The following is a 1,709-nucleotide window of genomic DNA, read 5'->3' on the forward strand; positions in this document are numbered from 1 at the left end:
GGCCGAGAGCGCCGCGAGGCGGGCCGAGACGGCCCAGCCGACGCGGGCCCCCGAGCGGGGGAGGAACAGGGCGCGCAGGCGGCCCCGGCGGCCCGCCGACCCCAGCAGGGCGGTCCGGGCCAGCAGGACGTCCGCCGCCGGCCCCGGGTACGAGACGTCCGCGCCGGGCTGGGCGTACAGGGCCCGTTCCACCGCGCCGGCCACCCGGTGCACCGCCTGCGCGGCGTCGCCTTCCAGGCGGCCCAGCAGGACGACGCGTGCCGCCGCCCGGCGGGGGGAGAGGGCCTCGTCCGGCGGGATGCCCACGTCCCAGGCGGCGTCGCCGAGCTCCTGCCAGGCGGCGAGGACCTCCCCGGAGGACAAGCGACGCCCACGGACCCCGCGGCGCCACAGCAGCGGGATGAGGGGGATGCCCAGGAGGAGCAGGGCCGCTGCGGTCCAGCCGAGGACGGCGCCCACCGGGACACCGCCCGACCCCGCCCCGGCGGCCGGCTTCGGCGCCGCCGCCCCGCACTCGCCGGCCTTCTTCAGCTCCGGCGGGCAGGCGCCCGTCTGCGACGGAGCCGCCGACGGCGCCGCCGCGGACTGCGAGGGCAGCGCCGACGGGGCGGACGGCTGCGGCAGCGGGGTGTCGGCGCGGCTGTAGTCCGGCACCGAGATCCCCGACCGGGGCGTCGGCTCGAACCGGGTCCACCCCACGCCCTCGAAGTACAGCTCCGGCCACGCGTGCGCGTCCCGCATCGAGACGTTCACGCTGCCGTCGGACTGCTTCTCACCGGGCGTGAAGCCGACCGCCACCCGCGCCGGGATCCCCAGCGTGCGCGACATCGCCGCCATCGAGAAGGCGAAGTGGACGCAGAAGCCCTCCTTGTCGGCCAGGAAGCGGGCGATGGCCTGCGAACCCGTCCCCGAGGACACCTTCGTGTCGTAGCGGAAGCCGCCGTTCACGGCGAAGAAGTCCTGGAGCCTGACCGCCCGCGTGTAGTCGTCCTGCGCGCCCTGGGTCACCCGCCGCGCGGTCTCCGCCACCACCGTCGGCAGGTTGTCCGGCAGCTTGGTGTACTCCGCCTGGATGAAGGGGTTCGGGCCCGGCGCGGCCTGGAGCTGCGCCGCCGTGGGCCGCAGCAGCAGGCTCCGTACGGTGTACTGCGCGCCCTGCACGTTCTGGAAGCGGTCCTTGCCCAGCTGGTCCCCGACCAAGGTCCGGCCGACGGGTTCGTACCGCCACTTCCCGGCGATGTCCACCTGCGTCGCCGGGTACGGCATCGGCAGGTAGCGCTGGGCGTACGTCTCCGCCGCCGACACGGTGGTCCGCACCTCGGCCGCGCTCTCGCGGACCCGCTCGCCGAGCCCCGCGGGGTTCGGCAGCCGCTCCGGCACGTCGGTCAGCGGGCGCCCGGAAGCTTCCCACTTGACGCCGTTGAACTCGTCCAGAGCCAGGATCCGCAGGTACTGCTCGCCCAGCTGCGGGCTGTCCGTCCGGTACTTCAGCACCACCCGGTTGTCCGACGCGTTCAGGCTGCTCTGCAGCGACACCAGCGGGTTCACCGCCGAGATCGTGCCGCCGCCGCCCGCCGTGGCGGAGCCGTCGCCGGGAGGGCCCAGCACCCCGCCGCCCAGCGCCGGCAGCGCGGCCGGCACCGCCAGCGCCAGACCCAGCGCGAGGACGCCGATCCGGCGTCCGGTGCGCACGGGCGCCAGGGCCCGCG

1 protein-coding gene is annotated in these 1,709 nt (G+C 76.4%); it reads right to left on the reverse strand.

The window, feature by feature from the left end; all coding sequences use genetic code 11:
• Positions 1–1,692: transglutaminaseTgpA domain-containing protein (locus ACFV0Q_RS41405; protein WP_385013256.1), on the reverse strand; the 1,692-nt coding region annotated here is incomplete at its 3' end.
• Positions 1,693–1,709: the final 17 nt, after the last annotated feature.

Source organism: Streptomyces sp. NPDC059564, assembly GCF_042735575.1.
Lineage (GTDB): Bacteria > Actinomycetota > Actinomycetes > Streptomycetales > Streptomycetaceae > Streptomyces.